The following is a 23,315-nucleotide window of genomic DNA, read 5'->3' as shown; positions in this document are numbered from 1 at the left end:
CTCAGGCGGCGAGCGTCGCGCGGTCGAAATAGAGCTGCGCGAGCGCCGTGAAGCGCACACCGGAAAGCACGGCGCGCTGTGCGATCAACTGGTCGTAGAAGTACGGGATGATCACGGGCGTCTCGTCGAGCAACAACGTCTGGATTTGCCTCGCCACCTGCTTCTGCGCCGCCACGTCGAGCGTCGCCGCAAACTGCGCAACCAGCTTGTCGTACTGCGCGTTGCGAAAGTGCGCAGCATTCCACGTGCCGCCCGAGGTGAGCGGCGCGTTGAGAAACACGTTCGGCACGCCCCGATGCCCGTAGTCGGTCATGCCGAGCGGCGAGTCGAGCCAGTCCGATTTGCCGAACGTGCCCGCGCCGTAGTACTGCGACTGGCTCTCCACCTTGAGCGCGATGCGAATGCCGACCGCCTTCGCCGCGTTCTGCACGACCACGGCGAGGTCCGGCAACTCCATGTACTTTTCGGTGGTGAGCGTCACGTCGAAGCCGTTGGGCACGCCCGCCTGCGCGAGCAACTGGCGTGCCTTCGCGACATCGAGCTTGCGCTGGGGTACGTCCGTCGCCGTAGAAGGAAAGATGGGCGCGAACGGACTGTCGTTGCCCATCACGGCGCGGCCCTTGAAGAGTCCGCGCACGAGCACGTCACGATCGAGCGCAAGCGCGAGCGCCTGGCGCACCCGCTTGTCCTTGAACGTGGGCGAGTCGTTGCGCATGTGGATCTGGCGATGCGCGCTCGAGCGCACGCCAATCACCTTGAAGTCGGGATTGTTCAGGATGCCGATGCCGCCCTGCACGGTGAAGGTGCCCATCACGTCGGCCTGATGGCCTTGCAGCGCGAGCAACTGTGCCTGCTCGTCGGCGTAGAACGCGAATTCCACGCGCGCGGGCAGCGCCTTGTCGCCCCAATAGTCCGGATTGCGCACGAAGCTCACGCCGCGCCGCGCTTCGAATTTGTCGAGCTTGAATGGCCCCGTGCCGATGAAGCTCTTTTCGTAATTGCCCGCATAGTTGGCGGGCAGCATCACGGCGTTGTAGTTGTCCGAAGAAACGTAGTAGGCGAAATTGCCGTTGGGCGCATCGAGATGGAACTCGACCGTGTGGTCGTCGATGGCCTTCGTACCGCCCTTGGAGAGCACGCCCTTGAGTACCGAGAGCGCCGCCGAGCCGGTTGCCGGATCGGCGAGGCGATCGAAGGTCGCCACCACGTCCTTCGCGCCGAACGGCTGGCCGTCGTGGAATTTCACGTTGGGGCGCAGCTTGAACGTCCAGACGTCTGCTTTCGCGTTGGCTTGCCACGAGAGCGCGAGGGCGGGTTGCAGATGGCCTTGCGCGTCGTCGTTGGCGAGGAATTCGCCGGTCTGGTTCAGCAGACACAGCGCGCCCGCATCGGTCACGGTGAGCGGATCGACGGCGCCCGCAGGCGTGAGGTGCGCCACGCGGATCGTCTGCTCGCCGGGCTTGCCCGCGCCCTGGGCGTGCGCGCTGCGTGGCACGCCGAGCCCCGCGAAGGCGGGCAGCGCCGTGAGGCCGACCGCGCTCGCATAGCGCAGCAGTTCGCGGCGCGTCAGGCGCCCGGCTACGAATTCGTCGAGCGCGTGGTTGCCATGGTCGCCAGCCTGGGGGCGCAACGCTTCGAGGCGGGGCAGGAGCGGACGGCGGGACTGCGGTCGTTTCATCGGTGCGGGTTTCCGTGCGATTCCGTTCAGGGGGCGCGCGAGGCCCGAGGGCGTGCGCGACGGCGGCATGCGGTACGGCAGACGACGAATGGGTGCAGCTAACTGAAACGCTTGATGAGGCTATTGCGCGCAATAGCTGGGCTTAGTTTACGCGCTTTCGGCAATCGAGGCGAAGGGTAGGGTTTCGCGGGGTTGCGCGCGCGTGGCACGCCGTGCGAGGCACAGCGCGGCACGCGCGTGAGGTCTAGCGGGCCGCGGCGGGCCGGCGCCAGCGATGGAACAGCACAGAGCCGATCCAGCACGCGATGAACGTCGCGACGATGCCGTAGCCGAGTTCGCCGAAGCGCTCGTTCAGGCCGGCGATGAGCGTCCACGCGCCGCCGCTTGCGCCGAGCTTGTTGGCGATGAGTCCGAGCGCTTCCACGCCGCCGATCACGATCGCCACGAGCGCGGAGACGAAGGTGATGCTTGCGTTGTAGTAGAGCTTGCGCCTGGGGTCGTCCATGGCCCAGCCGTAGGCGTGGACCATCAGCACGTTGTCGGTGGAATCGACGAGCGTCATGCCCGCGGTGAAAAGCGTGGGGAACACGAGAATCGAATACATCGGCAAGCCTTTGCCCGCTTCGGCGGCGGCGATGGCGAGCAGGCCGATTTCGGTGGCCGTGTCGAAGCCGAGGCCGAACAGCACACCCACGGGATACAGGTGCCAGCTCTTCGTGACGAGTGCGAAGAGCGGACGCAGCGCGCGCGAAAAGAGGCCGGCGGGAGCGGGCGCATCGGTGGCCGCGAGCGTCGCGTCGTCGCCGTGTTGCGCGCGCCGGTAGCGCATCCATACGTCGCGCAGGATCACGAGGTTCACGCCCGCGAGCACCAGCAGGAACGTCGACGAAACGAGCGTGCCGATCGTCGAGCCGATCTCGTGGAACCGCTCGAAGCGGCCATGCAGCGAGAGCGCCGTGAGCGCGATGCCGAGCGTGGCGGCGATCACGACCGTCGAGTGGCCGAGCGAGAACGCGAGGCCCACGCCGAGCGGGCGCTCGCCTTGCTGCATGAGCTTGCGCGTGACGGCGTCGATGGCGGCGATATGGTCGGCGTCCACCGCGTGGCGCAGGCCGAAGCCGTAGGCGAGCAACGCCGTGCCGAGCAGCAGCGGGTAGTGGCGAAACGCGATCAGCGCCCACGCCCACGCGCCGAGATTGGCGGCGACGAGCACGGCGTAGAGCGCAATCAGGCGGGCGCGCAGCGAGGCGGGGGGTGTCGTCATGCGTCAGTGTGGATTTGCGGCCGGGCGATCAATGGTCGTGCGGATGGCGGTGGATCGGATCGACCCAGTACACGGTTTCCGGCGCTTCGACGGCGTCGATGTTCAGGTTCACCACCACGGCCTCGTTGTCGCTGCGCACGAGCACGCATTCGAGCGGATCGTCGGTGCTCGCGTTGATCTCCTGGTGCGGCACGTAGGGCGGCACGAAGATGAAGTCGCCAGGACCCGCCTCGGCCGTGAACTCCAGGTGCTCGCCCCAGCGCATGCGCGCGTGACCGCGCACGACGTAAATCACGCTTTCCAGCGCGCCGTGATGATGCGCGCCCGTCTTCGCGTTCGGATGGATCGTCACCGTGCCCGCCCAGATCTTCTGCGCGCCCACGCGCGCCGCGTTGATCGCGGCAGCGCGGTTCATGCCAGGCGTTTGCGCGGTGTTCGTGTCGAGCTGATCGCCGCGTATCACCTTGACGCCGTTTTCGCGCCAGTCGATAGGCGCGTCGTCGTGAGGGTGTTCATGAGGATGCTCATGGCCGTGATCGTGACTCATCGTCGTGTCTCCTTGACTGTGGGCGTCGCAGCGTTATCGCCGCATTGTGGCATGGTCAAAAATGCGCCGCGCGCATGTAGAAAAGCCCGTCCGCAAGGGACGGGCTTTCGTGTGCACAGCAACGCCTGCGCGTCGCCTGCGTTACGCCTTCTTCGCGTTGATGACCGCTTCGGCCACGTTCTGCGGCGTTTCCGCGTAGTGCTTGAACTCCATCGTGTAGGTCGCGCGGCCTTGCGTGAGCGAGCGCAGCGACGTGGAATAGCCGAACATCTCGGAGAGCGGCACTTCGGCGCGCACGATCTTGCCGCCGCCGCCCGCGATGTCCTCCATGCCCTGCACGATGCCGCGACGGCTCGACAGGTCGCCCATCACGTTGCCCATGAAGTCTTCGGGCGTTTCCACTTCCACGGCCATCATCGGCTCGAGCAGAATCGGCTTCGCCTTGCGCATCGCATCTTTGAAGGCCATCGAACCGGCCATGCGGAAGGCGTTTTCGTTCGAGTCCACGTCGTGGTACGAGCCGAAGGTGAGCGTGACCTTCGTGTCGACCACGGGGTAGCCCGCGAGCACGCCTGCCTTGAGCGTCTCCTGGATGCCCTTGTCGACAGCCGGAATGAACTCGCGCGGAATCACGCCGCCCTTGATGGCGTCGACGAATTCGTAACCCTTGCCCGGCGGCTGCGGTTCGAGCGTGATGACGGCGTGGCCATACTGGCCGCGCCCGCCCGACTGCTTGACGAACTTGCCTTCGACATCTTCGACCTTGTTCTTCACGGTCTCGCGATACGCGACCTGCGGTTTGCCGACCGTCGCCTCCACGCCGAACTCGCGCCTCATGCGATCGACAAGAATTTCCAGGTGCAGCTCGCCCATGCCCGAGATGATGGTCTGGCCGGACTCTTCATCGGTTTGCACGCGGAAAGAGGGGTCTTCCTGCGCAAGACGGTTGAGCGCGATGCCCATCTTTTCCTGGTCGGCCTTGGTCTTCGGCTCGACGGCCTGCGAGATCACGGGCTCGGGGAAGATCATCCGTTCGAGCACGATGGCATGCGCCGGATCGCAGAGCGTGTCGCCCGTCGTCGCTTCTTTCAGGCCCACCGCTGCCGCGATATCGCCCGCGCGCACTTCCTTGATTTCCTTGCGCTCGTTCGCGTGCATCTGCAGGATGCGGCCGAGGCGCTCCTTCTTGTCCTTGGTCGCGTTGAGCACCGTGTCGCCCGAATTCACCACGCCCGAATAGACGCGGAAGAAGATCAGCTGCCCGACGAACGGGTCGGTCATGATCTTGAAGGCGAGCGCGGAGAACGGTTCGTCGTCGGTCGGGTGGCGCTCGATTTCCTTGTCGTGGAGGTCGTGGCCGAGAATCGCGGGCACGTCCACCGGCGACGGCAGATAGTCGATCACGGCGTCGAGCATGGCCTGCACGCCCTTGTTCTTGAACGCGCTGCCACAGAGCATCGGCACGATCTCGTTGGCGATCGTGCGCTTGCGCAGGCCGCCCTTGATTTCCTCTTCGGTCAGGCTCTCGTGGTCGTGCAGATACTTTTCGAGCAGCGTTTCGTCGGCTTCGGCGGCGGCCTCGACCATCTTCTCGCGCCACTCATGCGCAAGCTCGACGAGATTCGCGGGAATCTCCTCATACGCGAATTTCACGCCCTGGCTCTCGTCGTCCCAGACGATCGCCTTCATCTTCACGAGATCGACCACGCCCTGGAAGTGATCTTCCGCGCCCACCGGAATCTGGATAGGCACGGCTACGCCCTTCAGACGCTCGCCGATCTGCCGCTGTACGCGGAAGAAGTCCGCGCCCACGCGGTCCATCTTGTTGACGAATGCAATGCGCGGGACCTTGTACTTGTTCGCCTGGCGCCACACGGTTTCCGACTGCGGCTGCACGCCGCCCACGGAGTCGTACACCATGCACGCGCCGTCGAGCACGCGCATGGAGCGCTCCACTTCGATCGTGAAGTCCACGTGCCCCGGGGTGTCGATGATGTTGATGCGGTGTTCGGGGTAATTGCCGGCCATGCCCTTCCAGAACGCGGTGGTCGCGGCCGAGGTGATCGTGATGCCGCGTTCCTGCTCCTGCTCCATCCAGTCCATGGTCGCCGCGCCGTCGTGAACCTCGCCGAGCTTGTGATTCACGCCGGTGTAGAAAAGGATGCGCTCGGTCGTCGTGGTTTTGCCGGCGTCGATGTGAGCGCTGATCCCGATGTTGCGATAGCGCTCGATGGGGGTCTTGCGAGGCACGGTGATCTCCTTGGAATGACGCGCCATGGAAGCTGCCGGGCGGCACGCGGCGCGGCCAGCGCGCGGCCCGATGCGCCGCACGGCGCGCGCGGTTGTGGCACGCGCCATGCTGGGGATTACTAGGATAGCGCTTGCGCGCCGGTTTTGCAGGGCGCATGTCGCGGCGCGGGAAGAAGGCCGCAGCGGGCCGCGGCGTGCCAAAGCGGCGCCAGGCGGGGCGCAGCCCATGCGGGCCCTTGCGTACGGGGCCGGCTTGCGCTTCTCGCGCTGCGCGCGAGTGTCGCGTGACGGATGACTGCGGGGTAACCGCGCGCTTACTGCAGCGGCGGCAGTCCCTGAATCACCATGCCGGGCTTGATGCCCTTCGCCGTGAACCAACCCTTGGGCATTTCGAGCGCGAACGTGCCGTTATTGCGCGGGCAGTGGTTGTTGGTCGTTTCGGCCTGCATCTCGTCAATGTCGGTGATCGTGCCGTCGGCGCGAATGAAGGCGATCGACAGCGGGATCAGCGTGTTCTTCATCCAGAAGCAGTGCACGGCGTTTTCGCCGAACACGAACAGCATGCCTTCATTGGGCCCGAGTTGCGAACGGTACATGAGGCCCTGTTCGCGGTCCGCGTCGTTGGCGGCGACCGCGGCGTCGATCACGAACATGCCTGCGGTGAGTTTCACGCGCGGAAATTCGCTGGGCTGCTTGGCCCCCGGCGGCATCTGCTGCGCCAGCGCGCTGCTCGACGTCGCCGCCGCGGTGAACGTGAGCGCCGCGAAAGCGGCAAATGGCAATGCGACGACAAGCGCGCAGCGCACGAAGAACGAGCGCAGGGTAAATCGCACGAGAGGCTCCTTGCTGTAGGTTAATCCGCGCATGTTACGCGACCAGGTCAGAACGGGTCGAAATGCGCGGCGCGCTTCACATCATCATTCACGTCATCGACGTGATGTGGCGAGCGTGCGCGTCAAAATGCTGCCTGAAAAAATGCGCAGCCAAACAAAAAGGCAGAACGCCTTGCGGCGCTCTGCCTTTCGTCGCGCGAAGAGCGGCAACGAATGCCGCTTCTTCATGCGTCTTACAGCAAGCTTACTCCGAAGCTGCCGAAGCGGCTTCAGCCTTCGCTGCCTTCTTGTGCGACGACTTCTTGTGCGTCGACTTCTTGTGCGACGACTTGTGAGCAGCCGAAGCAGCAGCAGCCGGAGCAGCCGAAGCAGCTTCCGGAGCCGAAGCTTGTGCGAATGCAGCCGATGCGAAGAGGCCAGCGACCAGAGCAGCGATCAGTTTGTTCATGTTGTGAATCCTCAAGCTTGAGTTAATTAACCAAGTGACCCGGTTTTTGGAGTCAGGTCGGTAAACGTGCCATCCACCTTTCGGTTGACAGTCGCCTACGACAAATTCGCGTGAATTTGAGTTCTGCGTCTGCCAGCGGTCAGGACCGCGCATTGCTGCGAGGACCCGGAAGGCTGAATGCCGGATAGCTTCTGGCATCTGCGTCGAATAACGCATGGTCTCGCGAGACGGTTGACGCAAACTTTTTATTTGCTTCGTAACGAGACGCAACAGAAAGGTGAGGGACGTGTTGCGTGATTCGAAAAAAATCGATCAACAAGCGAAAAGTGCTTGCACAACAATCACTTGTGTTTGTGAATCGTGTTTTGCCAGGGCGCATTCGTGGGCACGTCGATGCTTTCGCCGGGCGTGAGGCCAAGTGAAAAAATATCGAGTGCGCCAATCGCGACGCGTACAAGCCGCAATGTTGGATAGCCCACTGCCGCGGTCATGCGTCGCACCTGCCTGTTCTTACCTTCGCTGATCGCGATCTCCACCCACGTGGTGGGTATCGATGCGCGATAACGAATCGGCGGATTGCGCGGCCACAAATTCTCTGGCGTAGCAATGATTCTTGTTCGACACGGCTGCGTCACGAAGTCGCCAAGATCGACGCCGCGTTCGAGCGCGGCGAGCGCAGCTGCATCGGGCTCGCCTTCCACTTGCGCCCAATAGCGCTTGACGAGTTTGCGTTTCGGTTCGGCAATGCGCGCCTGCAATGCGCCGTCGTCGGTGAGCAGCAGGAGGCCTTCGCTATCGGAGTCGAGTCGGCCCGCAGGATAGACGCCCGGCACCTTCACCCAATCCGCGAGTGACTGACGTGTTTCGTGCGGCGAAAACTGGCAGATCGTAGCGAACGGTTTATTGAGGGCGATCAAACGCATGACAGGGCGGCGGGTACGAATGGATGACTGGCTAGCGCCGAGATCTTAATGCATATTGCGCCTCGCCAGTTTTTATCTCTTATATAAGATATAAGACTAAAGCGCCCCAGCTCGCCCCGTTGCGGCTGCGCGCTCGTGTGAAGTGTGGGGCACGCATGCGCGAGGCGTGGGCTAGAATAGCCGCCAGACCCTCACGCCGACGGGCCGCTCGCGCCGCCTGGCAAGCCGCTCGTCAAGCCGCTTGCTCCGCCTGGTTGCGCGTTGCGCGTCGCGTGTCCCTGGACAGTCTTGCTGCGAATATCGACCGCGCGCCGGTTGTCGAGAAGCCGCAACGGCGAGATGCCTCTCTCGCCGTGCGAAACGGCTTCGCCGCCGCCGCGAGGCGCCGAGCGCCGCGTCAAATTCGCTACAACAGCCTTGCCCTTACTGGAGTCGATCATGCCGTATCAGCACATCTTGGTTCCGACCGGCGGTGAAAAGATCACCGTCAATCCGGACTTCTCGCTCAACGTCTCGGACCAGCCGATCATCCCGTACATCGAAGGCGATGGCACGGGCGTGGACATTACGCCAGTCATGCTGAAGGTGGTCGACGCGGCAGTTGAAAAGGCCTACGGCGGCAAGCGCAAGATTCACTGGATGGAAATCTACGCGGGCGAGAAGGCGACGCGCGTGTACGGTCCCGACGTGTGGCTGCCCGACGAAACGCTCGATGTCGTGAAGGAGTACGTTGTGTCGATCAAGGGGCCGCTCACGACGCCCGTCGGCGGCGGCATCCGCTCGCTGAACGTCGCGCTGCGCCAGCAACTCGACCTGTACGTGTGCCTGCGCCCTGTGCAGTACTTCAAGGGCGTGCCCTCGCCGGTGCGCGCGCCGGAGAAGGTCAACATGGTCATCTTCCGCGAGAACTCGGAAGATATCTATGCGGGCATCGAATGGCCCGCGGAATCCGAAGGCGCGAAGAAGCTCATCAAGTTCCTGCGCGAAGAGATGGGCGTGGCGAAGATCCGCTTTCCAGATAGCTCGGGCGTCGGCGTCAAGCCGGTATCGCGCGAGGGCACCGAGCGTCTCGTGCGCAAGGCGATCCAGTATGCGATCGACAACGAGCGCCGTTCGGTCACGCTCGTGCACAAGGGCAACATCATGAAGTTCACCGAAGGCGCGTTCCGCGACTACGGTTATGCGCTCGCACAGAAGGAGTTCGCAGCGGAACTGATAGATGGCGGCCCGTGGATGAAGATCAAGAATCCGAAGACGGGCGGCGACATCGTGATCAAGGACGTGATCGCCGATGCCTTCCTCCAGCAGATCCTGCTGCGCCCGGCCGAATACGACGTGATCGCTACGCTGAACCTGAATGGCGATTACATTTCCGACGCGCTGGCGGCACAAGTCGGCGGCATTGGTATCGCACCAGGTGCGAATCTTTCGGACTCCGTTGCGATGTTCGAGGCCACTCATGGTACGGCGCCTAAATATGCGGGCAAGGACTATGTGAATCCGGGCTCCGAAATTCTCTCGGCGGAAATGATGCTGCGTCATCTCGGCTGGGTCGAGGCGGCGAATCTCATCATTGCGTCGATGGAGAAGTCGATTCTGCAGAAGCGCGTAACCTATGACTTCGCGCGGCTGATGGAAGGGGCGACGCAAGTGTCGTGCTCGGGCTTCGGGCAGGTGATGATCGAGAATATGTGAGCGAATTCGTCAGCGAATTTGTCAAATTTACGCGGTACGAATTGCGAGAACCCCGGTGGACCTCTGGTTCGCCGGGGTTTTTCTTTTTGTCCTGGACACAGCACGGCGTCGTGCGCATCGCGATGGCTGCTGTGCGATATGATGGTGCGTATCTATCTGCTCAGTCCTTTGCTCGAGTCGCATGCGTTTTTTATGTCGTTTTTTTCTTGCTTGCCTGTTCGCGCTCTTCGCCGTGCGCGGCGCGACGGCATGTGAGCACTCGCAGCGAATCGGGCAGGCGGCGCACAGCGTAGCAGTGACCGTCGATCATTGCGGCACGACGAAATCCGGTTCCATCACGAACACAAGTGGCCACGGTTCGCATCGCGCGTGCGGTACGAATTGTTGTGTCGCGGGCTGCGGCGTGCATTGCGGCGCGCCACCCGCTGCGTTGGCGTTGGGTATGCACGTTGCCGATGGCTCTCCACTCAATGTTCGTCCCGTTGCGCTGCGTGCCGGGATTACCCACGCTCCTCCATTACCTCCTCCGATCGTCTGAGCGGTCCGAAATGCTTCGCATGCGCGAAGCGAACGGCCGCACGCGCGGCGTGCCCGCTATGGCGCGCCACGTGCTCTGGCATGAACGAGGTATGAGGAACTCATTGATGAAACGAAGAGCATTTCTTTCCAGCGCGTTGAGCGCCGCCGCCGCGACCCTGTTCGCGCGCCGCGCATTCGCGCAAGATGGTATGCACGCCATGCACGGCATGTCGAGCATGCCCGCGATGTCGGGCGGCATGATGCAGACGCAAACGCCGCTGGCGGCTGCCGATGCGCTGCCCGCCGGCGCGCCGCTTGCCGCGCTGCGCAGGCTTGCCAATCAGAGCAGCGAGCCGGGCCAGTTTCGTGCGACGCTGATCGCGCAGCCCGCGGCGCGTGCGCTGTTGCCCGGAAAACCGCACACGGTCTTCTGGCAATACGATGGGCTCGACGCACGAGCAGCGACGGAAAAGGACGGCCCGGTCATCGGTCCGTTGATCGACGTGCGCGAGGGCGATACCGTCGAAATCACCTTCGTGAACCGGTTGCCGCAGCCTTCGACGATCCATTGGCACGGCCTGCCCGTGCCGCCAGATCAGGACGGCAATCCGTCGAAACCTGTCGCGCCGGGCGAACAGCACGTTTATCGCTTCACGTTGCCGCGGGGAAGCGCGGGCACTTACTGGTATCACCCGCATCCCCACATGCTGAGTTCGGAGCAGGTGTTCCGCGGGCTGGCGGGCCCCTTCGTGGTGCGCGCCGCCGACGATCCGCTCGCAGCGTGGCCTGAGCGGCATCTGTTCGTTTCCGACCTGAAACTCGCGGCCGACGGCACGATTCCCGCGAACAACATGATGGACTGGATGAACGGCCGCGAAGGGCAGTACGTGCTCGTGAACGGGGCGCGTGAGCCGCAAATCGAGGTCGTGCGCGACGAGCGCTGGCGCGTCTGGAATGGCTGTAACGCGCGCTATCTGCAACTCGCCTTCGATGACGGCCGCGCCTTCGCACAGGTGGGCACGGACGGCGGCCTGCTGGGCGCGCCGCGTGAGGGCGTCACCTCGCTTTTGCTTGCGCCGGGCGAGCGCGCTGAACTGATTGTGCGCGTGGGGCAGGGCGCCTCGCGCGCGTCGCTGATTGCCGCGCAATACGATCGCCACAAAATGGCAATGACACACGGCAGCTTGCCTGCGGGGCCATCGCTGATCCTGGCGAACGTTGGCTTCGCACCGGCTAGCGCCGCGACACGACCGGCGTTGCCGGCGCGCTTGCGCGAGATTGCGCCGCTCGTTTCGTCAGGTTCGCTAACGATCCCGCAAAAAAGCGTGGTGTTCAGCGAAGCCATGGACATGAAAGCGATGCACGCGCCGGGCGCGTCCACGCAGTCCATGCCGCGCGGCATGCAGTTCATGGTGAACGGCGCGGTTTTCGATCCGGCGCGCGTGACGCTGACGAGCCGGCGCGGCGAAGTCGAGCACTGGGCGACAGCAAACGGCACGGACATGGATCATCCGTTTCATCTTCACGGTACGCAATTTCAGGTGGTGGCGCGTGAACGGGGCGGCGTGCGCAAGGCAGAGGAACTGCTGGCGTGGCGCGACACGGTGAACGTGCGGCCGGGCGAAACAGTGCACATCGCAACGGTCCAGCACGAGGCGGGCGACCGCATGTTTCATTGCCACATCCTCGAACACGAGGATCTCGGCATGATGGGCACGTTACGCGTGAACTAGCGTTCAAACGTTAAAGAACGATGACGCCAAAAAGAAACCCGGCCGAAGCCGGGTTTCCAAGGTACGGGTACCGAACAGATCAGGCTGCTGCCTGAATGTTCGATGCCTGTTTACCCTTCGGGCCTTGCACGACCTCGAAGCTCACCTTCTGCCCTTCTTTGAGGGTCTTGAAGCCATTCATTTGAATAGCCGAAAAGTGAGCGAACAGGTCCTCGCCGCCTTCATCCGGCGTAATGAACCCGAAACCCTTCGCGTCGTTGAACCACTTGACCGTACCGGTTGCCATACCAACTTCCCCTGTAACTCATGTCACTACCACGAGCAGTTCGAAAAGCCAAACGATCGCGGTGCGATCGCCCCCTCCTCACAAGCTCACCAACGGCATTTTTTCGAATTTAAGGCGGTTGAAAAAAGTGCCAGCTTGATTGTTGAGGGTCTTTATTCTGCTGTCAAGAATATTTTGAGACGCTCTCTGACGCGTTGTAAAGAGCGCATTTCCAGGGTTTTTCCTGCTTTTCGCCGACGCTGAGCGCCGGTGTGCAAGGCAGGGCGCACAAGCCATCTTGAAAAATCGCACAAGCGACTCACATGGGATGCACCGCAGCATGGAATCTGACGCTGAGCGTGCGGGCGCCTACAGTAGCTTCCCACGGCAACGCCAAGGTTGTGCGATACTCGATTCAACGGTGGCGTGAAAGCTGCTGAGAGCAGGATTGTGTACCGGCCCCGCAGCCGGTCCAAGGGATCGGGGCCGGGCCAGGGCGCATGAATTGCTTGCAGCGGGTCGCAGGTCGGGAGCGCCGGGTTCACCGGCCGGCCGGTCAGGTTACGGCAGGATTGCGGGCCTGTCCGAGTTGTTTAGAATGGGTGTATGGCGATTATCCCGGACAAGCAGGATTCAACCGTACTGGAGCGGCAGGAGCAAAAGGTCAAACCGCCCTCCATGTACAAGGTCGTGCTAATGAATGACGACTACACGCCGATGGAATTCGTCGTGATGGTCGTGCAGGAATATTTCAATAAGGACCGCGAGACCGCAACGCAGATCATGTTGAAGGTGCATCGCGAGGGCAGGGGCGTTTGTGGGGTCTATACGCGAGATATCGCGTCGACCAAGGTTGAGCAAGTCGTTACCCATGCACGGCAGGCCGGGCATCCGCTGCAGTGTGTGATGGAGGAAGCATGATTGCCCAGGAACTGGAAGTCAGCCTGCACATGGCGTTCATGGAAGCACGTCAGGCACGGCACGAGTTCATAACGGTCGAGCATCTGCTGCTGGCGCTGTTGGACAATCCAACAGCGGCGGAAGTATTGCGTGCGTGTGCCGCCAATATCGAAGACCTGCGACAGAACCTGCGCAACTTCATTCACGACAATACGCCTACGGTTCCCGGCACGGATGACGTCGATACGCAGCCGACGCTCGGGTTCCAGCGGGTGATCCAGCGCGCGATCATGCACGTGCAGTCCACTTCCAACGGCAAGAAGGAAGTCACGGGCGCGAACGTGCTGGTCGCCATCTTCGGCGAGAAGGACTCGCACGCGGTGTACTACCTGCAGCAGCAGGGCGTCACGCGTCTGGACGTCGTGAATTTCATTTCGCACGGCATCGCGAAGACGGGCAGCGGCGAAGCCGCCAAGGCCAGCGACGCGAACGCCGAAGCCGAAGACGCCGCCGGCCAGAAGGAAACCCCGCTCGCCCAGTTCACGCAGAACCTGAACCAGATGGCGAAGGACGGCCGGATCGATCCGCTCATCGGTCGCGAACTGGAAGTGGAGCGCGTGGTGCAGGTGCTGTGCCGCCGCCGCAAGAACAATCCGCTGCTCGTCGGCGAGGCCGGTGTCGGCAAGACCGCGATCGCGGAGGGGCTCGCCTGGCGCATTACGCGCGGCGAAGTGCCGGACATTCTTGCAGATGCCCAGGTCTACTCGCTTGATATGGGCGCGCTGCTTGCGGGCACGAAATATCGCGGCGACTTCGAGCAGCGCCTCAAAACGGTGCTGAAGGAACTGAAAGAGCGCCCGCACGCCATTCTGTTCATCGACGAAATTCATACGCTGATCGGCGCGGGTGCGGCATCGGGCGGCACGCTCGATGCGTCGAACCTGCTCAAGCCGGCGCTCTCGTCGGGCACGCTTAAGTGCATTGGCGCTACGACGTTCACGGAATACCGCGGCATCTTCGAGAAGGACGCGGCGCTGTCGCGGCGCTTCCAGAAGGTCGACGTGGTCGAGCCGACCGTCGAACAGACCGTCGCGATCCTGCGTGGCCTGAAGTCGCGCTTCGAAGAGCACCACGGCGTGAAGTATTCATCGGGCGCACTGAACGCGGCCGCTGAATTGTCGGCGCGCTTCATCACCGACCGTCACTTGCCCGACAAGGCAATCGACGTGATCGACGAAGCGGGCGCGGCCCAGCGCATTCTGCCGAAGTCGAAGCAGAAGAAGACGATTGGCAAGAGCGAGATCGAAGAGATCATCTCGAAGATCGCGCGCGTGCCGGCGCAAAGCGTCTCGCAGGACGATCGCAGCAAGCTGCAAACGCTCGACCGCGACCTCAAGGCGGTGGTGTTCGGCCAGGATCCGGCTATCGACGCGCTTTCGGCTTCGATCAAGATGGCGCGCGCGGGTCTCGGCAAAACGGACAAGCCAATCGGCTCGTTCCTGTTCTCCGGCCCGACCGGCGTCGGCAAGACGGAAGTCGCGCGCCAGCTCGCGTTCACGCTCGGTATCGAGCTGATCCGCTTCGATATGTCAGAGTACATGGAGCGCCATGCGGTGAGCCGTTTGATCGGCGCGCCACCGGGCTACGTCGGGTTCGACCAGGGCGGTTTGCTCACCGAAGCCGTCACGAAGAAGCCGCACTGCGTGCTGTTGCTCGACGAAATCGAGAAGGCGCACCCGGACATCTTCAACGTGCTGCTGCAGGTAATGGACCACGGCACGCTGACCGACAACAACGGCCGCAAGGCGGATTTCCGCAACGTCATCATCATCATGACGACGAACGCGGGCGCCGAGGCGATGAACAAGTCGACGATCGGCTTCACGACCCGGCGCGAGCAGGGCGACGAACTGGCCGATATCAAGCGCCTGTTCACGCCGGAGTTCCGCAACCGGCTCGACCAGACGATCAGCTTCCGCGCGCTCGATGAGGAAATCATCATGCGCGTGGTCGACAAGTTCCTCATGCAACTGGAAGACCAGCTGCACGAGAAGAAGGTCGACGCCGTCTTCACCGACGCGCTGCGCAAGCATCTGGCAAAGCATGGCTTCGACCCGCTGATGGGCGCGCGGCCGATGCAGCGCCTGATCCAGGACACGATCCGTCGTGCACTCGCCGACGAACTGCTGTTCGGCAAGCTCATGAACGGCGGGCGCGTGACCGTGGACGTCGATGCGGAGGACAAGGTCCAGCTCACGTTCGACGAGCAACCGGCGCCGCGCAATCCAGAAGCGGTCGAAGTGGAGTAAGCGGCGGCGCGAAAGCGCATACAGCCTTCAGGCAAGACGGCGCAGTCCGAAACGACTGCGCCGTTTTTTCTTTTGGGCTGGCCGGTTCAGGGGTTGCGCCATGACGCGCAGGTGGGCAAGCCGTCAGCCGGTAAAATGCGGGTTTGTCCCGCCGTCGGCGTTTTCTTGATGCGCGGCGCTTCAGTAGCGTCTCGCGCGAAGCAGGGGTGTAACAGTGGTACCACGTAAATCTGGCGCGTTCGAAGCCATCGTCGAGCGCGAACAAGGGCTGCGCCAGGGCTTGTCCGCCGGGCAGATGACGATGATCGCCATCGGCGGCGCAGTCGGCACCGGGCTCTTTCTCGGCAGCGGCTTCGCGATCTCTTTCGCCGGGCCGGGCGTACTCATTTCCTACGCGATCGGCGCGCTGATCGCCTTGCTGTTGATGGGCGCACTGGCCGAAATGACCGTCGCGCATCCTGTGTCGGGCTCGTTCGGCGCGTATGCCGAGCACTATATCGGGCCGCTCGCCGGCTTTGTCGTGCGCTATGCGTACTGGTCGGCGTACGTGCTGGCTGTCGGCACCGAAGTCGCGGCGATCGCCGTCTACATGAAGTTCTGGTTTCCGCACGTGCCGGGGCTCTACTGGATCATCGGATTCTCAGCAGCGCTGATCGTTGTGAACGCAATGAGTGTGCGCGCTTACGGCGCCATCGAATATCTGTTTTCGAGCCTCAAGATCGCGGCCATCGTTGCGTTCATCGTGCTGGGCGCATGGTTCGTTTGGCGCGCGCCAGCCGGCTCGGGTGTGGGCTTCGCGAACTACACATCGCACGGCGGCTTGCTGCCGCGAGGATGGTGGGGCGTGTGGGTGGGGACGATCGTCTCGCTCTTCAGCTACCTCGGCGTGGAGACGATCGCCGTGGCGGCCGCCGAGGCGCAGGACCCGCAGCGCGCCGTCACGCGTGCGTTTCGCGCGACGGTGCTGCGGCTCGTGCTGTTCTACCTGCTCACGCTCGCGCTCATGCTTGCCATCGTGCCCTGGACCCAGGCGGGCGGGAACGAGAGCCCGTTCGTGAAGGTGATGGCCGCGACTGGCGTGCCTTACGCGGCGGGCGCGATCAACTTCATCGTGCTGGTGGCGGCGCTTTCGGCCATGAACAGCCAGCTCTACATCACCACGCGCATGATGTTCAGCCTCTCGCGCGCGGGCTATGCGCCCGCGGCGTTCGGACGCCTCACGCGCCACGGCGTGCCGACCGCCGCGCTCTCGCTGTCCACCATCGGCATTGCGGTGGCGGCAGTGCTCAACGCGATCTGGCCACAGGCGGCGTTCACGCTGATGATGTCGATCGCCATGTTCGGCGCGATGTTCACGTGGTTCATGATCTTCGTCACGCAGATCTTTTTCCGCGTGCGACAGGCGCGTGAAGGCGGCGCGCCGCTCGCGTTCCGCATGTGGGGTTTCCCGTTCACGAGTGTGCTGGGCGCGCTGTTGATGCTCGGCATTCTGGCCGGCACGGCCTTTACGCGCGAATTCCGCATGACGCTGGTCTACGGCCTCGCGTTTCTTGCGGTGCTCGTGGTGGTCTATGCGCTCTGGTATCGCCGGGGTCCGGGCGCGGCGCAGCGTACCGAAGCCTCCGTCTAAACGCAAAAAAGCACGCCAAGGCGTGCTTTTTTGTTGCCAGCGCAACCGCAGGGGTTAGTGCTTGCCCGTGCTGCCGAAACCGCCCGCGCCGCGTTCGCTCGCCTCGAAGTCGTCGACGATGTTGAACTGCGCTTGCACGACCGGCACGATCACGAGCTGCGCGAGGCGCTCCAGCGGATTGAGCGTGAAGGTAGTATGGCCACGGTTCCAGGTCGAAATCATCAGTTCCCCCTGGTAGTCCGAGTCGATCAGGCCAACGAGGTTGCCGAGCACGATGCCGTGCTTGTGGCCGAGGCCCGAGCGCGGCAGGATCAGCGCCGCGTAGCCGGGGTCGGCCACGTGGATGGCGAGACCCGTCGGCACGAGCTTCGTTTCGCCCGGTTCGAGCGTGATCGGCGCGTCGAGGCACGCGCGCAGGTCGAGCCCGGCGCTGCCCGGCGTAGCGTAATGGGGCAGTTGGTCGCGCATGCGCTCGTTCAGGATCTTGATGTCGATTTTCATGAAGTCAGGGGGATGGGGCGGTGGTGGATCGCTCAGGCGCGAGGCAGCTGGAACGCCTCGGCGAGAAGTTCATAAGAGCGCAGACGAGCCTTGTAGCTGCCCGCAACGGTCAGCACGATCAGTTCGTCGGCACGAAAGTTGTCCTTGATCGCGAGCAGGCGCTCCGTGACGCTCTCAGGTGTGCCGATCACGCTGCGCGGCTTCTCGCGGTCGATCACGATCTGCTCGCGCTCGCCGTACTCCTGCGCGCGCCCCTGCTCGAGGCTCGGAATCGGCGCGTTCAGGCCGTAGGCCATCTGCACGCGGCGTAGGTCGACGGCCTTTTCGAGGTCCGCGGCTTCGGCTTCGGTGTCGGCGCAGATCGCGAACACGGCGCATGCGAGATACGGTTTCGCCTCGTGGCCCGGCTTGAAGCGGTCGAGATACGCCTCTGCGACGAGATGCCCGAAGTGCGCGTTGATGAAGTGCGCGAACGAGAAGCGCAGCCCGAGCTGCGCGGCGAGGATGCCGCCGAAGTCGCTCGAACCGAGCACCCAGAGCTGCGGGCGCGTGTCGATCTGCGGCTGCAGTACCACGCCGTGCGCGAGGTGGTCGGCGGGGAGCTTGCCGTCCATCAGGCCGACGAGATCCTGCACTTGCTGCGTGAACTGGTCGCCGCGGTTGTACACGCCCGCGGCCACGGCCTGCGCCGTACGCATGTCGCCGCCCGGCGCGCGCCCGACACCAAGATCGACGCGCCCCGGAAAGAGCGCCTCGAGCATCATGAACTGCTCGGCGATCTTGAACGGGCTGTAATAGGGCAGCATGATGCCGCCCGAGCCGATGCGGATGCGCTTCGTCACGCCGCCAAGGCGCGCGAGCATGACTTCGGGGCACGGGTTGCACACGCCCAGCAGGCCGTGGTGTTCGGCGCACCAATAGCGCGTGTAGCCGAGGTCGTCGGCAAGCTGTGCGAGTTCGATGGTGGCGGCGATGGCGTCTGCCGCGCTGTGCCCGGCGATGACGGGCGACTGGTCCAGTACGGAAAGCAGTGTCATGGCAGTACTGCTCCTTGCCTGTGTTCGCGGCGCCGGGCGCCGGCACTCCGCTGCGCCGGCGCGTGCGTCACGAGATGATGCTCTGGTCGGGCAGACGCCGCGCGATCTCGGCGACGAGCGTCTGCGCGAGCGCCTGCTTGGCCGCGCGCGGCAGCGGCGTGCGGCCTGCCGCCTCGAACAGCACGACTTCATTGTCGTCCTGGCCGAAGGTGAGCGGGCCGAGATTGCCGATCAGGAGCGGCACCTTCTTGCGCGCGCGCTTTTCTTCGCCGTGCACGTCGAGGTCGCCGCTTTCGGCGGCGAAGCCCACGCAGTACGGCGGATTCGGCAGCGCCGCGACCGAGGCGAGGATGTCCGGGTTCTCGACGAACGTGAACGTCGGCATGCGGTGCTCGGCCGTCTTCTTGATCTTGTGCTCGGCAACGTGATCGACGCGCCAGTCGGCCACGGCCGCCACGCCGATGAAGACATCGGAGCCGGTTGCGGCGCGCATGACGGCGTCGTACATCTGCTGGGCGGTTTGAACGTCTTCGCGATACACGCCCCACGGCGTTGCCAGCCCGACCGGACCCGCAACCAGATGCACCTCGGCGCCCGCCTGCTGCGCGGCGCGCGCGAGCGCGAAGCCCATCTTGCCGCTCGAGCGGTTGGTGATGCCGCGCACCGGATCGAGCGGCTCGAAGGTCGGGCCGGCGGTGATCAGGAGCTTGCGGCCCGCGAGCACCTTCGGCGCGAAGAACGAGACGATCGCCTCGTACACAGCTTCGGGTTCGAGCATGCGTCCGTCGCCGATCTCGCCGCAGGCCTGCGGGCCGGAATCGGGGCCGAGCGTCTCGATGCCGTCCGCGCGCAGTTGCGCGACGTTGCGCTGCGTGGCCGGGTTTTGCCACATCTGCCGGTTCATCGCGGGCACGACCAGCAGCGGGCAGTCGCGCGCCACGCACAGCGTGGAGAGCAGGTCGTCGGCGAAACCGTGGGCGAGCTTGGCGAGGAAATCGGTCGAGGCGGGCGCGATGACGATGGCGTCGGCCTCGCGCGAGAGGTCGATGTGCGCCATGTTATTGGGCACGCGTGCGTCCCACTGGCTCGTGTAGACGGTGCGCCCCGAGAGCGCCTGCATCGTGACGGGCGTGATGAACTGCGTGGCCGCCTCGGTCATCACGATCTGCACGGTCGCGCCTGCCTTGGTCAAGAGGCGCGTGAGTTCAGCGATCTTGTAGCAGGCAATGCCGCCCGTCATGCCGAGCACGAGGTGGCGGCCGGCAAGTTCGCCTGGGTTTGCAGCGGACGTGTTCAAGTCACAGCTCCTTTAACCGTGCAGGGCGCACACTCAGCGCGCGCCGCGCACGCGCCGCAATTCGTCGAACACCAGCAGCACCGCGCCGACGGTGATCGCGCTGTCGGCCAGGTTGAACGCCGGCCAGTGCCAGCCGCCCACGTGGAAGTCGAGAAAGTCGATCACGTGGCCGTAGAGCAGGCGGTCGATCACGTTGCCGAGCGCGCCGCCCATGATGAGCGCGAGCGCCGTGCAGAAGAGCTTCTGCGTGGCGTGGCGCTTGAGCAGATAGCAGATCACGAGCGCCGCCACCACGCCGAGCGCGGTGAACGCCCAGCGTTGCCAGCCGCCCGCAGCGGACAGGAAGCTGAACGCCGCCCCCTTGTTATAGACCAGCACGAGGTTGAAGAACGGCGTGATCACGCGGCCTTCGCCGTAGCTGAACACCTTGTTGATGGCGATTTTCGTCAGCTGATCGGCGAGGATCACGATGACCGCGACCCCCAGCCACGGCGCGAGCGTGCCGCCTGCGCCGTTCGACCTGGTTTGCTTCGACAGCGTTTTTGCCATTATGCCGCGCTCCGTTTCTCACCGTCGCCGAACAGATTCACGACGCAACGGCCGCACAGGCCCGGATGCTCGGCGTTCGCGCCCACGTCCTCGCGGTAGTGCCAGCAGCGCTCGCACTTGAGGTACTTCGAGGTGACCACTTCGACACCTTCCTCCGCTTCGCTTTCCACCTTCACGACTTCCGCCGCCGAGGTGATGAGCACGAACTTGAGGTCGTCGCCGAGCGACGTGAGGGCGTCGTAGCGCGCGCCGCTCGCGAGGATGCGCACTTCGGCCTGCAGCGACGAGCCGATCTGGTTCGCCACACGCGCCTCTTCGAGCGCCTTCGTCACGTTGCCGCGCACTTCGCGCAGCAGCGTCCACTTGGCGATCAGCTCCGGCGCGCTTTCGACGTCCGGGAAGGCGTGGAAAGTTTCGGTGAAGATGGTTTCGCTTTGCGGCTGGAACACCTTCCACGCTTCTTCGGCCGTGAACGAAAGGAACGGCGCGAGGATGCGCAGCAGGCTGTGCGTGATGTGGTGCAGGGCCGTCTGCGCGCCGCGGCGGGCCTTCGAGTCCGCTGCGCTCGTGTACAGGCGGTCCTTCAGCACGTCGAGGTAGAAGCCGCCCAGGTCTTCCGAGCAGAACGTCTGGAGCTTGGCCACCACCGGGTGGAACTCGTAGCGGTCGTAGTGCGCGAGCACATCGTTTTGCAGCGTGTGTGTGAGCGCGACGGCATAACGGTCGATCTCGAGCCATTCGCTTGCGGGCAGCGCGTGCTTCTCGAAGTCGAAGTCCGACAGGTTCGAGAGCAGGAAGCGCAGCGTGTTGCGAATACGGCGATAGCCTTCCGTCACGCGCTTGAGGATTTCCTCCGAGATGGCCAGTTCGCCCGAGTAGTCGGTCGAGGCGATCCACAGACGGATGATTTCGGCGCCAAGGCGGTTCGCCACTTCATGCGGATCGACGCCGTTGCCGAGCGACTTCGACATCTTGCGGCCTTCGCCGTCGACGGTGAAGCCGTGCGTGAGCAGGGCGTTGTACGGCGGGCGGCCGTCAAGCATCGAGGCCGTGAGCAGCGACGAATGGAACCAGCCGCGGTGCTGGTCCGAGCCTTCCAGGTACAGATCAGCCGGGAATTGCAGGTCGTCCTTGTGCGAGCCGCGCAGCACATGCCAGTGCGTCGTGCCCGAGTCGAACCACACGTCGAGCGTGTCGCGGTTCTTCTCGTACATGTTGGCGTCGTCGCCGATCAGCTCGCGCGGGTCGAGCGTCTGCCACGCTTCGATGCCGGCCTTCTCCACGCGCCCGGCGACTTCTTCCAGCAGCTCCAGCGTGCGCGGATGCAACTCGCCGGTTTCCTTGTGCACGAAGAACGCCATCGGCACGCCCCATTGGCGCTGGCGCGAGAGCGTCCAGTCCGGGCGGTTGGCGATCATCGAATACAGGCGCTGCTTGCCCCACGAAGGGTAGAACGCGGTTGCCTCGATGCCTTCGAGCGCGGTTTCGCGCAGCGTCTTGCCGCCGTCCTTCGGCGTGACATCCATGCCCGCGAACCACTGCGAGGTGGCGCGATAGATGATGGGCGTCTTGTGGCGCCAGCAGTGCATGTAGCTGTGCAGGTACTTTTCGCTGCGCAAGAGCGTGCCGGCGGCGTCGAGCGCGTCGACGATCTTCGGGTTCGCCGCCCAGATCGACAGGCCGCCGAACAGCGGCAGCGATTCGACGTAACGGCCATCGCCCATCACCGGGCTGATGATGTCGGAGTCCGCCATGTTGTGCGCCTTGCACGACACGAAGTCTTCCACGCCGTAGGCGGGCGCCGAGTGCACGATGCCCGTGCCGGTGTCGGTCGTGACGTAGTCGCCCAGATAGATCGGCGAGGTGCGCTTGTAGCCCGGATGCGCAGACGCGAGCGGGTGATTGAAGCGCAGCAGGCTGAGCTTTTCGCCCTTCGTCGTGGCGACGATCTTGCCGTCGAGACCGAATTCCTTCATGCACGCTTCCACGCGCTCGACGGCGAGAATCAGCAGGCCGCGTTGCGTGTCGACGAGCGCGTAGTCGATTTCCGGGTGTACGTTCAGCGCCTGGTTCGACGGGATCGTCCAGGGCGTGGTGGTCCAGATCACGATGCCGCCTTCCTCGCGCGGCAGGGCGGGGAGGCCGAACGCGGCCGCCGTTTCAGCCGGCTGCGCGAACGGGAACAGCACGTCGATGGTCGGGTCGGTCTTGTCCTTGTACTCGACTTCGGCTTCAGCGAGCGCCGAGCCGCAGTCGAAGCACCAGTTCACGGGCTTCAGGCCGCGGAACACATAGCCCTTCTCGATGATCTTCGCGAGTGCGCGGATCTCGCCGGCCTCGTTCGCGAAGTTCATCGTCTTGTACGGGTTGTTCCAGTCGCCGAGCACGCCCAGGCGCTTGAAGCCCTTCTTCTGCGTCTCGATCTGGCCGGCCGCGTACTCGCGCGCCTTCTGCATCACTTCCTGGGCGGGCAGCGACTTGCCGAACTGCTTTTCGATCTGGATTTCGATCGGCATGCCGTGGCAGTCCCAGCCCGGCACGTAGACCGCGTCGAAGCCCGCAAGGTTGCGCGCCTTGACGATCATGTCCTTGAGGATCTTGTTCACCGCGTGGCCGAGGTGGATGTCGCCGTTCGCATACGGCGGCCCGTCGTGCAGGATGAACTTCTTGCGGCCCTTCGAGGCCGCGCGGATCTTCTCGTAGACCTGGTTCTCTTCCCATTCCTTGACCCATTGCGGCTCGCGTTTGGGCAGGTCGCCGCGCATCGGGAACGGAGTGTCGAGCAGGTTGACGGGGTACTTCGATTCGGACTTCTGCGGCTTGCCGGAGGATGCTTTTTTATCGCTCATGGTGAGATCACGTGGAATTCGGGGGATGCGTGGCGTCAGCGTTGCGGCCGATGCCGCGCAACCGTCGCCTCGGGCGCTGCATGGCGAA

At 64.0% G+C, this 23,315-nt stretch carries 19 protein-coding genes; 5 read left to right on the top strand and 14 right to left on the bottom strand.

Annotation, left to right across the window (positions count from 1 at the left end):
* Nucleotide 1: 1 nt before the first annotated feature.
* The 8 genes from L0U83_RS10970 to L0U83_RS10935 all read right to left on the bottom strand — a co-directional run bounded on the left by L0U83_RS10970 (nucleotide 2) and on the right by L0U83_RS10935 (nucleotide 8,383).
* On the bottom strand, nucleotides 2-1,678 hold the full coding sequence (locus tag L0U83_RS10970; RefSeq protein WP_233882629.1) for an ABC transporter substrate-binding protein: 1,677 nt from the start codon (nucleotides 1,676-1,678) through the stop codon (nucleotides 2-4).
* A gap of 244 nt (nucleotides 1,679-1,922) precedes the next feature.
* On the bottom strand, nucleotides 1,923-2,942 hold the full coding sequence (locus L0U83_RS10965; protein ID WP_233882627.1) for a HoxN/HupN/NixA family nickel/cobalt transporter: 1,020 nt from the start codon (nucleotides 2,940-2,942) through the stop codon (nucleotides 1,923-1,925).
* 28 nt (nucleotides 2,943-2,970) lie between these two features.
* Nucleotides 2,971-3,489 (bottom strand): cupin domain-containing protein, encoded by a 519-nt coding sequence (locus L0U83_RS10960; protein ID WP_233882625.1) that lies wholly within the window; start codon nucleotides 3,487-3,489, stop codon nucleotides 2,971-2,973.
* A gap of 141 nt (nucleotides 3,490-3,630) precedes the next feature.
* Nucleotides 3,631-5,739, bottom strand: coding sequence for an elongation factor G (fusA, locus tag L0U83_RS10955; protein WP_308445029.1), 2,109 nt, complete (start codon nucleotides 5,737-5,739; stop codon nucleotides 3,631-3,633).
* A gap of 314 nt (nucleotides 5,740-6,053) precedes the next feature.
* Nucleotides 6,054-6,572, bottom strand: coding sequence for a DUF192 domain-containing protein (locus L0U83_RS10950; protein WP_233882619.1), 519 nt, complete (start codon nucleotides 6,570-6,572; stop codon nucleotides 6,054-6,056).
* Nucleotides 6,573-6,816: 244 nt separating this feature from the next.
* Nucleotides 6,817-7,020, bottom strand: a complete 204-nt coding sequence (locus L0U83_RS10945; protein ID WP_233882618.1) for a hypothetical protein — start codon at nucleotides 7,018-7,020, stop codon at nucleotides 6,817-6,819.
* Nucleotides 7,021-7,361: 341 nt separating this feature from the next.
* A complete protein-coding gene (locus L0U83_RS10940) occupies nucleotides 7,362-7,943 on the bottom strand; it encodes a pseudouridine synthase (protein ID WP_233882617.1) in 582 nt (193 codons plus the stop codon).
* 191 nt (nucleotides 7,944-8,134) lie between these two features.
* Nucleotides 8,135-8,383, bottom strand: coding sequence for a hypothetical protein (locus tag L0U83_RS10935; protein ID WP_233882615.1), 249 nt, complete (start codon nucleotides 8,381-8,383; stop codon nucleotides 8,135-8,137).
* Here L0U83_RS10935 and icd point away from each other — a divergent pair.
* Together icd and L0U83_RS10925 are read left to right on the top strand one after the other, a co-directional pair.
* On the top strand, nucleotides 8,382-9,638 hold the full coding sequence (gene icd / locus L0U83_RS10930; protein ID WP_233882613.1) for an NADP-dependent isocitrate dehydrogenase: 1,257 nt from the start codon (nucleotides 8,382-8,384) through the stop codon (nucleotides 9,636-9,638). The two genes, L0U83_RS10935 and icd, sit on opposite strands and share 2 nt — an antisense overlap.
* A gap of 644 nt (nucleotides 9,639-10,282) precedes the next feature.
* Nucleotides 10,283-11,890, top strand: a complete 1,608-nt coding sequence (locus tag L0U83_RS10925; RefSeq protein ID WP_233882612.1) for a multicopper oxidase family protein — start codon at nucleotides 10,283-10,285, stop codon at nucleotides 11,888-11,890.
* Between the two features lie 79 nt (nucleotides 11,891-11,969).
* Here the strand turns inward: L0U83_RS10925 and cspD are convergent, their stop codons facing one another.
* Nucleotides 11,970-12,176, bottom strand: a complete 207-nt coding sequence (gene cspD / locus L0U83_RS10920) for a cold shock domain-containing protein CspD (protein WP_017776809.1) — start codon at nucleotides 12,174-12,176, stop codon at nucleotides 11,970-11,972.
* Nucleotides 12,177-12,761: 585 nt separating this feature from the next.
* Here cspD and clpS point away from each other — a divergent pair.
* The 3 genes from clpS to L0U83_RS10905 all read left to right on the top strand — a co-directional run bounded on the left by clpS (nucleotide 12,762) and on the right by L0U83_RS10905 (nucleotide 16,994).
* Nucleotides 12,762-13,076, top strand: a complete 315-nt coding sequence (clpS, locus tag L0U83_RS10915; protein ID WP_028213389.1) for an ATP-dependent Clp protease adapter ClpS — start codon at nucleotides 12,762-12,764, stop codon at nucleotides 13,074-13,076.
* Nucleotides 13,073-15,364 (top strand): ATP-dependent Clp protease ATP-binding subunit ClpA, encoded by a 2,292-nt coding sequence (clpA, locus tag L0U83_RS10910; protein WP_069262762.1) that lies wholly within the window; start codon nucleotides 13,073-13,075, stop codon nucleotides 15,362-15,364. Before clpS ends, clpA begins: the two co-directional genes overlap by 4 nt.
* A 214-nt stretch (nucleotides 15,365-15,578) precedes the next feature.
* A complete protein-coding gene (locus tag L0U83_RS10905; RefSeq protein ID WP_233882610.1) occupies nucleotides 15,579-16,994 on the top strand; it encodes an amino acid permease in 1,416 nt (471 codons plus the stop codon).
* Between the two features lie 54 nt (nucleotides 16,995-17,048).
* Here L0U83_RS10905 and dut read toward each other — a convergent pair whose 3' ends face one another.
* The 5 genes from dut to ileS all read right to left on the bottom strand — a co-directional run bounded on the left by dut (nucleotide 17,049) and on the right by ileS (nucleotide 23,227).
* Nucleotides 17,049-17,495: a dUTP diphosphatase gene (gene dut / locus L0U83_RS10900; RefSeq protein WP_028205273.1), complete on the bottom strand. Its 447-nt coding sequence runs from the start codon at nucleotides 17,493-17,495 to the stop codon at nucleotides 17,049-17,051.
* A gap of 32 nt (nucleotides 17,496-17,527) precedes the next feature.
* Nucleotides 17,528-18,532 carry an LLM class flavin-dependent oxidoreductase gene (locus tag L0U83_RS10895; RefSeq protein ID WP_233882608.1) on the bottom strand — a complete coding sequence of 335 codons (1,005 nt, stop codon included), beginning with the start codon at nucleotides 18,530-18,532 and terminating at the stop codon, nucleotides 17,528-17,530.
* Between the two features lie 67 nt (nucleotides 18,533-18,599).
* Entirely contained in the window at nucleotides 18,600-19,829 is a 1,230-nt protein-coding gene (coaBC, locus tag L0U83_RS10890; protein WP_267939227.1) for a bifunctional phosphopantothenoylcysteine decarboxylase/phosphopantothenate--cysteine ligase CoaBC, read from the bottom strand.
* Nucleotides 19,830-19,862: 33 nt separating this feature from the next.
* Nucleotides 19,863-20,378: a signal peptidase II gene (gene lspA / locus L0U83_RS10885; RefSeq protein ID WP_233882606.1), complete on the bottom strand. Its 516-nt coding sequence runs from the start codon at nucleotides 20,376-20,378 to the stop codon at nucleotides 19,863-19,865.
* Complete coding sequence (gene ileS / locus L0U83_RS10880; protein ID WP_233882603.1) at nucleotides 20,378-23,227, bottom strand: isoleucine--tRNA ligase; 2,850 nt, start codon at nucleotides 23,225-23,227, stop codon at nucleotides 20,378-20,380. The genes lspA and ileS overlap by 1 nt, the downstream gene beginning before the upstream one ends.
* Nucleotides 23,228-23,315 lie beyond the last annotated feature (88 nt).

Origin of the sequence: Paraburkholderia flagellata, from assembly GCF_021390645.1 — a bacterium.
Lineage (GTDB): Bacteria > Pseudomonadota > Gammaproteobacteria > Burkholderiales > Burkholderiaceae > Paraburkholderia > Paraburkholderia flagellata.
Note: the sequence above shows the minus strand (reverse complement) of the source record. Positions and strands in the feature narration are given on the sequence as shown.

Coding starts and splice junctions, on each gene's coding strand:
- L0U83_RS10970 (WP_233882629.1), bottom strand. CDS start 1,678: ATGAAACGACCGCAGTCCCGCCGTCCGCTCCTGCCCCGCCTCGAAGCG.
- L0U83_RS10965 (WP_233882627.1), bottom strand. CDS start 2,942: ATGACGACACCCCCCGCCTCGCTGCGCGCCCGCCTGATTGCGCTCTAC.
- L0U83_RS10960 (WP_233882625.1), bottom strand. CDS start 3,489: ATGAGTCACGATCACGGCCATGAGCATCCTCATGAACACCCTCACGAC.
- L0U83_RS10945 (WP_233882618.1), bottom strand. CDS start 7,020: ATGAACAAACTGATCGCTGCTCTGGTCGCTGGCCTCTTCGCATCGGCT.
- L0U83_RS10940 (WP_233882617.1), bottom strand. CDS start 7,943: ATGCGTTTGATCGCCCTCAATAAACCGTTCGCTACGATCTGCCAGTTT.
- icd (WP_233882613.1), top strand. CDS start 8,382: ATGCCGTATCAGCACATCTTGGTTCCGACCGGCGGTGAAAAGATCACC.
- L0U83_RS10935 (WP_233882615.1), bottom strand. CDS start 8,383: ATGATCGACTCCAGTAAGGGCAAGGCTGTTGTAGCGAATTTGACGCGG.
- L0U83_RS10925 (WP_233882612.1), top strand. CDS start 10,283: ATGAAACGAAGAGCATTTCTTTCCAGCGCGTTGAGCGCCGCCGCCGCG.
- cspD (WP_017776809.1), bottom strand. CDS start 12,176: ATGGCAACCGGTACGGTCAAGTGGTTCAACGACGCGAAGGGTTTCGGG.
- clpS (WP_028213389.1), top strand. CDS start 12,762: ATGGCGATTATCCCGGACAAGCAGGATTCAACCGTACTGGAGCGGCAG.
- clpA (WP_069262762.1), top strand. CDS start 13,073: ATGATTGCCCAGGAACTGGAAGTCAGCCTGCACATGGCGTTCATGGAA.
- dut (WP_028205273.1), bottom strand. CDS start 17,495: ATGAAAATCGACATCAAGATCCTGAACGAGCGCATGCGCGACCAACTG.
- L0U83_RS10895 (WP_233882608.1), bottom strand. CDS start 18,532: ATGACACTGCTTTCCGTACTGGACCAGTCGCCCGTCATCGCCGGGCAC.
- lspA (WP_233882606.1), bottom strand. CDS start 20,378: ATGGCAAAAACGCTGTCGAAGCAAACCAGGTCGAACGGCGCAGGCGGC.
- ileS (WP_233882603.1), bottom strand. CDS start 23,227: ATGAGCGATAAAAAAGCATCCTCCGGCAAGCCGCAGAAGTCCGAATCG.